This window comes from Mesorhizobium sp. M7A.F.Ca.US.007.01.2.1 (genome assembly GCF_003998165.1).
In the GTDB taxonomy this organism is placed as follows: domain Bacteria; phylum Pseudomonadota; class Alphaproteobacteria; order Rhizobiales; family Rhizobiaceae; genus Mesorhizobium; species Mesorhizobium ciceri.
This window is the reverse complement of sequence record NZ_RZQP01000319.1, coordinates 1-5649: the sequence shown is the minus strand read 5'-3', so window position 1 is coordinate 5649 and position 5649 is coordinate 1. Positions and strand designations below refer to the sequence as shown.

Below are 5649 nucleotides of genomic sequence, written 5' to 3'. Positions count from 1 at the left end.
GCGTTTGCCGCGGCGCTTGCCTTCGCTGTCTGCGGCGCGTTGCTGCGCACTCGCGACAGCGGGAACGGTGAATGCAGCGCGATCGCGCGCAATCCATTCGAACTGGGCCCGCTGCTGCTCTTCGCCTTGCTCTTTGCGATCGTCGCGACCGCAAGCGCCGGGCTGGCCGCTCAATTCGGTGGGCGCGGTCTGCTGGCGAGTTCGGCGCTGGCCGGCGCATTCGATGTCGATGTCTCGGTGCTTGGCGCGCTGCGCCTGGTTAAGCATTCCGTGTCCGTCGAGACCGTGGGCCAAGCCGTGCTCGCGGCGCTGGCAGCAAATGCGATCGGCCGCCTGTCGCTTGCAGTATTTGCCGGTCCGGTCAGATTTTGGTTACCGCTGGCCGCAGCAACTTTGATTGCCGCGACTATGGGTATCTGCGCCCTGCTTTTGCTCGGTCCTGGATAGAAGTGTTGTTCTCGAGCCTTCTTTGATGCGGATCAAGGGACAGGTCTGGCCACCGCTCTATGAGATTCCGTGAAAGGAGTTCGCCATGACCAGTTTGAAGGACCTCACCCCGAAATTCCGCAGTGTCCGGCTGTTGCTCGCGCGTGAAAAGGGCCACCCGGCAGGCGACCGCGAAGAAGGCTATGACGTTCTGGCTCCATTGACTGGCGAAGGCCGGATCGATGCCGAGGAATGGAAGTCGCACCGGGCCTCTTGCCGTGTACGCCGCTTTCGCACCGGCCAGCAGGATATGATCGGCCGGCTGAGGCGCAAGCCCGGCGGACAGTGGTATTTCGACTACGCCGAAGGCGACCGCGACGACGAGATCGGCTTTCATCTCGGCGACGAACGGTTCGTGACCGGTGAGTATGTGTCGATCGAGCGCAACGGCGCCATGCACACCTATCAGGTAGCAAGGGTCGAGCAACCTTGACGCTGCAATGCCAAGCTCGCTCGGAGTAGACCATGTCGCGACGCATCCTGATCGTGGTCGGTCACCCCGACCCGTCCCCGGACCGGCTCTGCCGCAGCCTTGCCAACGCCTATGGCGAGGGCGCGGAAAAAACGGGGCACGCCGTCCGCCGGGTCGATCTGGCAGCGCTTGATTTTCCGATGCTGCGGACGATGCAGGAGTTCGAACATGGTACGGTTCCCGACGAGCTGAAGGACGCCGTCGAGGCGGTCGTGTGGGCCGACCACATCCTCTTCGTCTTTCCGCTGTGGCTCGGGACCATGCCGGCAATGCTCAAGGCATTCCTGGAACAGGTCATGCGGCCAGGGACGGCCTTCGCCTACCCCGAGAGGGGCGGCTTCACTAAGACGCTGCTTCGCGGCCGCTCAGCACGCGTCGTGGTGACGATGGGCATGCCTTCCCTTGTCTACCGGCTATGGTTCCTCGGACACGGCATCGCCGGCATGAAGCGAAGCATCCTGCATTTTGTTGGCATCAGTCCGGTGCGCGAGACCTTGTTTGGCATGGTCGCAGGCGCCAGCGACGCGACCCGCATGAAGTGGATCAGCCAGATGCGCAAGCTCGGCGAACGAGCGCTATAGCGCAGCGATCCGAGCTAGCAGACGCTTCATGCGATGCGCCGCCAACAAGACTAGCTACCCCTGCAAGCATCGAAACGGCGACAGTCGAAGGTTTCCGGCCAGGGCGCTCCCTGGTTCATGGATCGACGGTGAATTCAGCCCACATGCCCGCCCCATAGTGACCTGGCACGTTGCAGATAAGCAGATATTTTCCAGCCTTCAGCTCGACGGTCAGGGAGCCTGATTTGCCGGGATCGAGTTCCGACACCTCGCCCTTGTCGCCGGCCTTGTCTTCGTCGACCGGTTCTCGGCCTCAAGGTAAGGAAGCGGCTTGCCGGGTTCCGCAAGGTACATCACGATCATTTCGTGGACAGTGTCCTTAGAGTCATTTTTCACATTGAATGTGACCTCCCCGGCCTTGACTGCACCGGGCGAAGCCTTGATGCCCATGGTCGCCTTAGCGAGATCGAGTCCGGGCGCCGCATAGGCGAGCCCGATCGGCATCTCCATATTCGCGCCCTTGTCCCACAGAGAAATCTGGACAAGCGAAGCAGCCTGGACGACGCCGGCACTGCCAGCCATGAGCATTGCGGCAGCAAGCCCGAGTGCTGCTCTCCTCGATATGGTCTTCATGGCGATCTCCTTCAGAACGGCAGCAGAAGCGCTCTACGTCCCGACCGTCATCCTGCTCGCGAGTTCATCCACCGTCCTTGCGCCAAATCAAAGTGATCGGCGCAAGCCCATCAACGGGGCCCGAAGATCTGTCAGCCAGTTGTCAGGTTCAATTGGCTATGTCGCACCAATGACGGCGAAATCACTGTCTGGCACGACCGATCGAAATCTCAACCGCAGGCGCAACATTCGCGCCCAACCTCCCAAATGGAGCCCTCATGTATCATCGCACATTCGTTCTCGCCGCTCTCGTCGGCATGGTTGCAGGACCGGCGCTCGCCGCTGGCGGCAGCTGCAGCACCGCCCCGAAATCACAGTTCAAGCCCAAGGCAACGCTGGAGGCGCAGTTGACCGGCGAAGGCCTCACCGTCCGCCAGATCAAGGTCGAGAAGGGTTGCTACGAAGTCTATGCGGTCGACAAGGCCGGCAAGAAGGTGAACCTGGCCTACAATGCCGAGACCCTTGAAAAGCTCGACAATGCCGAAGCCGGTGAAAATTGATCCGAACGTTTCGATAGCCACGGACGCGCAGCCATCTCCAGAGATGGTGCGCGTCTGGGACCGGGTCGTGCGGAGTTTCCACTGGGCGCTGGTGCTCAGCTTCGTCACAGCCTGGCTCACCTCCCATTCCTCGGAGGACATTCACCATTGGGCTGGCTACGCCGCTGCCGGGCTAGTCGCGATGCGGCTCCTGTGGGGCGTTCTGGGCACCCCCTATGCGCGCTTCTCGCAATTCGTGCGTAATCCGGCAACAGTGCTGCGCTACCTCTCAGCATTGCTGAGCGGTCGCGAAGCCCGCTACATCGGCCATAATCCGGCCGGCGGCGCGATGGTAATCGTGTTGATCGGGGCGATGGGATTAACCGCGTTGACCGGATGGCTGATGACAACGGACGCCTATTTCGGCGTGCCATGGGTCGAGGCAGCACACAGCCTCGCCGCGCACAGTCTGCTCCTGCTGGTCCTTTTCCATATGGGTGGCGTCGCGCTGGCAAGCTTTCGACATCGTGAAAACCTTGTCCGGGCCATGATTACGGGGCGAAAACGCAAAGCCGAGCCCACGGATATAGCCTGACGATCTGTTCAACGCACCAAGCAATTCGTGCCCTCGACGATCTCCGGGGCGCAAGTCGACCGCCATTCGTTCGGCGGCGGCGAGAGCCAGCCATGCGAGTGGATCGGACACATGTGCGAGTTCGATGAGCGAGCGCCTTTTCCGGGCGCCGAGGAATCCCAAACTTGCCATTTGCCGCTCGCAAACGGATTTGACCCGTATCAAGGCAGCTAGTGCTTATTTCTAGTCTGTTGCCTCCCATCAGAGCCTTCAAATTGGGGAGCATCATGACTACGGCTGATATCAACATTCCTGTTCGGAAAGTCGCAACCGCGACGCCAACGAAGCTTCGACTGGGTTCCCTGACCGCACTGGTGATCGGCTCGATGGTCGGCTCCGGCGTGTTCAGCCTGCCGCAGAACATGGCAGCAGGTGCCGGTCCCCTCGCAATCCTGATTGGTTGGGCCATCACCGCGGTCGGCATGCTGGCGCTGGTTTTCGTCTATCAATCGCTTGCGACCCGCAAGCCCGAACTCGACGCGGGTCCCTATGCCTATGCCAAGGCAGGCTTCGGTCCGTTCATCGGCTTCAACAGCGCCTGGGGCTACTGGATCAGCGCCTGGGTCGGCAACGTTTCCTACGCGGTGATCGTGTTCAGCGCCCTGTCCTATTTCTTTCCAGCCTTCGGCGATGGAAACACCTGGCAGGCGGTGCTCGGCGCATCGGTCCTGCTGTGGCTGATCCACATCCTGGTTCTCGCCGGCATCCGGCAGGCCGCTGTCGTGAACCTCATCGTCACGGTGGCAAAGATCGCTCCGATCGTCCTGTTCGTCGGGGTTGTGGCCGTCGCCTTCAAACTGCAGGTCTGGTCGCTGGACTTTACCGGTCTGGGCAACGTCAGTCTCGGTTCGATCACCGCGCAGGTGAAAAGCACCATGCTGGTGACGCTTTGGGTGTTCATCGGCATCGAAGGCGCCAGCGTCTTTTCCGGTCGTGCAGAGCGCCGCAAGGACATCGCCACAGCGACAGTTCTCGGCTTCTTCACCTGCCTCGCGCTCTACGCCCTGGTGTCGCTGCTGTCGCTCGGCATCCTCAACCAGCCCGAACTCGCCGCACTGAAGAATCCATCGATGGCCGGTGTGCTGGAGGCGATTGTCGGCCCTTGGGGCGCCATCCTGATCAACATTGCGCTTGTCGTGTCCGTGATCGGCGCCTTCCTGAGCTGGACACTGCTTGCGGCCGAAATTCCGCACGTCGCCGCCAAGGACGGGACGATGCCGAAATTCTTCGGCGGCGAAAGCGACCGAGGCGTACCCTCGATCTCGCTCCTGATCACCAACCTGCTCGTCCAGGCCTTCCTGGTGATCACGCTCTTCGCGCAAAGCACCTATCAGGCGCTGTTTTACATCGCGTCGGCCGCAATCCTGGTTCCTTACATCTTTTCTGGAGCTTACGCGGCCAAGCTCGCGCTGACGGGCGAGAGCTACGAGAGCGGCGAGCAGCGCGCCGGTCCGCTTTTTGCGGGCTTGCTGGCAACGGTCTACGGGCTGTGGCTCGTCTATGCAGCGGGGCCGGCATACCTGTTCATGTGCGCGATCCTCTATGCGCCCGGCATCATCTTCTACATCTGGGCCCGGCGCGAAACCAGTCAGCGCGTGTTCCATCCTGTCGAAGCAGCACTAGCCTCAGCCCTTGTCGCCGTCGCCATCCTCGCCGTTTACGAGATGTGGACCGGTGCCGTCAGCCCGCTTTGAATGGATTGGTTCGATGACGAAGCTGGGTGTTCATTCCGAAGTCGGCCGTCTGCGCGAGGTGATGGTCCACCGTCCCGACCTCAGCCTGCGCAGGCTGACACCGGAAAACTGCAAGGCGCTGCTCTTCGACGACGTGCTGTGGGTCAAGCGGGCTCGCCAGGAACACGATGTCTTCGTCGATGCGCTGCGCGAACGCGGCGTGCTGGTGCATTCCTTCGGGGAGCTCCTGGCTGAGACAATGAGCCTGACCAAGGCACGCGACTGGCTTCTCGACCGCCGGGTTCATCCCGGCGTCATCGGGCTCGACATGGTCGACGAGCTGCGCGGATGGCTCAACGAAATGCCGTCACAGCTGCTTTCGTCTTACCTTGTCGGGGGCATTGCGCGGGCGGAGCTTCCTTTCGAGCCGAAAGGCCTGACCGGAAGGACGCTCGCGCCCCAGGATTTCGTGCTGCCGCCGCTGCCGAACCAGCTTTTCACCCGTGACAGCTCGTGCTGGATCTACGGTTCGGTTTCTGTCAATTCGATGTACTGGCCTGCCAGACGCCCGGAAGCGGCCAATGTCGAAGCCGTCTACCGTTTCCATCCCCACTTTCGCGACAGCGGCATTCCCTTTGTTTCGCCGGATCTGGGAACAGGCACGAGCCTGGAA

9 protein-coding genes are annotated in these 5649 nt (G+C 61.6%); 7 read left to right on the top strand and 2 right to left on the bottom strand.

What is annotated here, in order from left to right; translation table 11 throughout:
* The 3 genes from EN949_RS32380 to EN949_RS32370 form a co-directional block, all read left to right on the top strand.
* The coding region (locus tag EN949_RS32380; protein ID WP_127371903.1) for a DUF4010 domain-containing protein at positions 1 to 447 on the top strand (447 nt) is incomplete at its 5' end.
* A gap of 85 nt (positions 448 to 532) precedes the next feature.
* Positions 533 to 919, top strand: a complete 387-nt coding sequence (locus EN949_RS32375; protein WP_127367214.1) for a hypothetical protein — start codon at positions 533 to 535, stop codon at positions 917 to 919.
* Between the two features lie 32 nt (positions 920 to 951).
* The gene (locus EN949_RS32370; RefSeq protein WP_127367213.1) at positions 952 to 1539 is read left to right on the top strand and encodes an NAD(P)H-dependent oxidoreductase; all 588 of its coding nucleotides are present in this window, start codon (positions 952 to 954) and stop codon (positions 1537 to 1539) included.
* 115 nt (positions 1540 to 1654) lie between these two features.
* Here EN949_RS32370 and EN949_RS36870 read toward each other — a convergent pair whose 3' ends face one another.
* Both EN949_RS36870 and EN949_RS32365 read right to left on the bottom strand, forming a co-directional pair.
* Complete coding sequence (locus EN949_RS36870; RefSeq protein WP_224619464.1) at positions 1655 to 1786, bottom strand: sulfocyanin-like copper-binding protein; 132 nt, start codon at positions 1784 to 1786, stop codon at positions 1655 to 1657.
* On the bottom strand, positions 1750 to 2151 hold the full coding sequence (locus tag EN949_RS32365) for a hypothetical protein (protein WP_224619466.1): 402 nt from the start codon (positions 2149 to 2151) through the stop codon (positions 1750 to 1752). Before EN949_RS32365 ends, EN949_RS36870 begins: the two co-directional genes overlap by 37 nt.
* Positions 2152 to 2408: 257 nt before the next feature.
* Here EN949_RS32365 and EN949_RS32360 point away from each other — a divergent pair, with 257 nt between their 5' ends.
* From EN949_RS32360 to EN949_RS32345, 4 genes are all read left to right on the top strand, one after another.
* On the top strand, positions 2409 to 2690 hold the full coding sequence (locus EN949_RS32360) for a PepSY domain-containing protein (protein WP_127367212.1): 282 nt from the start codon (positions 2409 to 2411) through the stop codon (positions 2688 to 2690).
* A gap of 43 nt (positions 2691 to 2733) precedes the next feature.
* Entirely contained in the window at positions 2734 to 3264 is a 531-nt protein-coding gene (locus EN949_RS32355) for a cytochrome b/b6 domain-containing protein (protein ID WP_127367215.1), read from the top strand.
* Positions 3265 to 3530: 266 nt separating this feature from the next.
* The gene (gene arcD, locus EN949_RS32350) at positions 3531 to 4997 is read left to right on the top strand and encodes an arginine-ornithine antiporter (protein ID WP_127371902.1); all 1467 of its coding nucleotides are present in this window, start codon (positions 3531 to 3533) and stop codon (positions 4995 to 4997) included.
* Between the two features lie 13 nt (positions 4998 to 5010).
* The coding region (locus EN949_RS32345) for an arginine deiminase family protein (RefSeq protein ID WP_245472559.1) at positions 5011 to 5649 on the top strand (639 nt) is incomplete at its 3' end.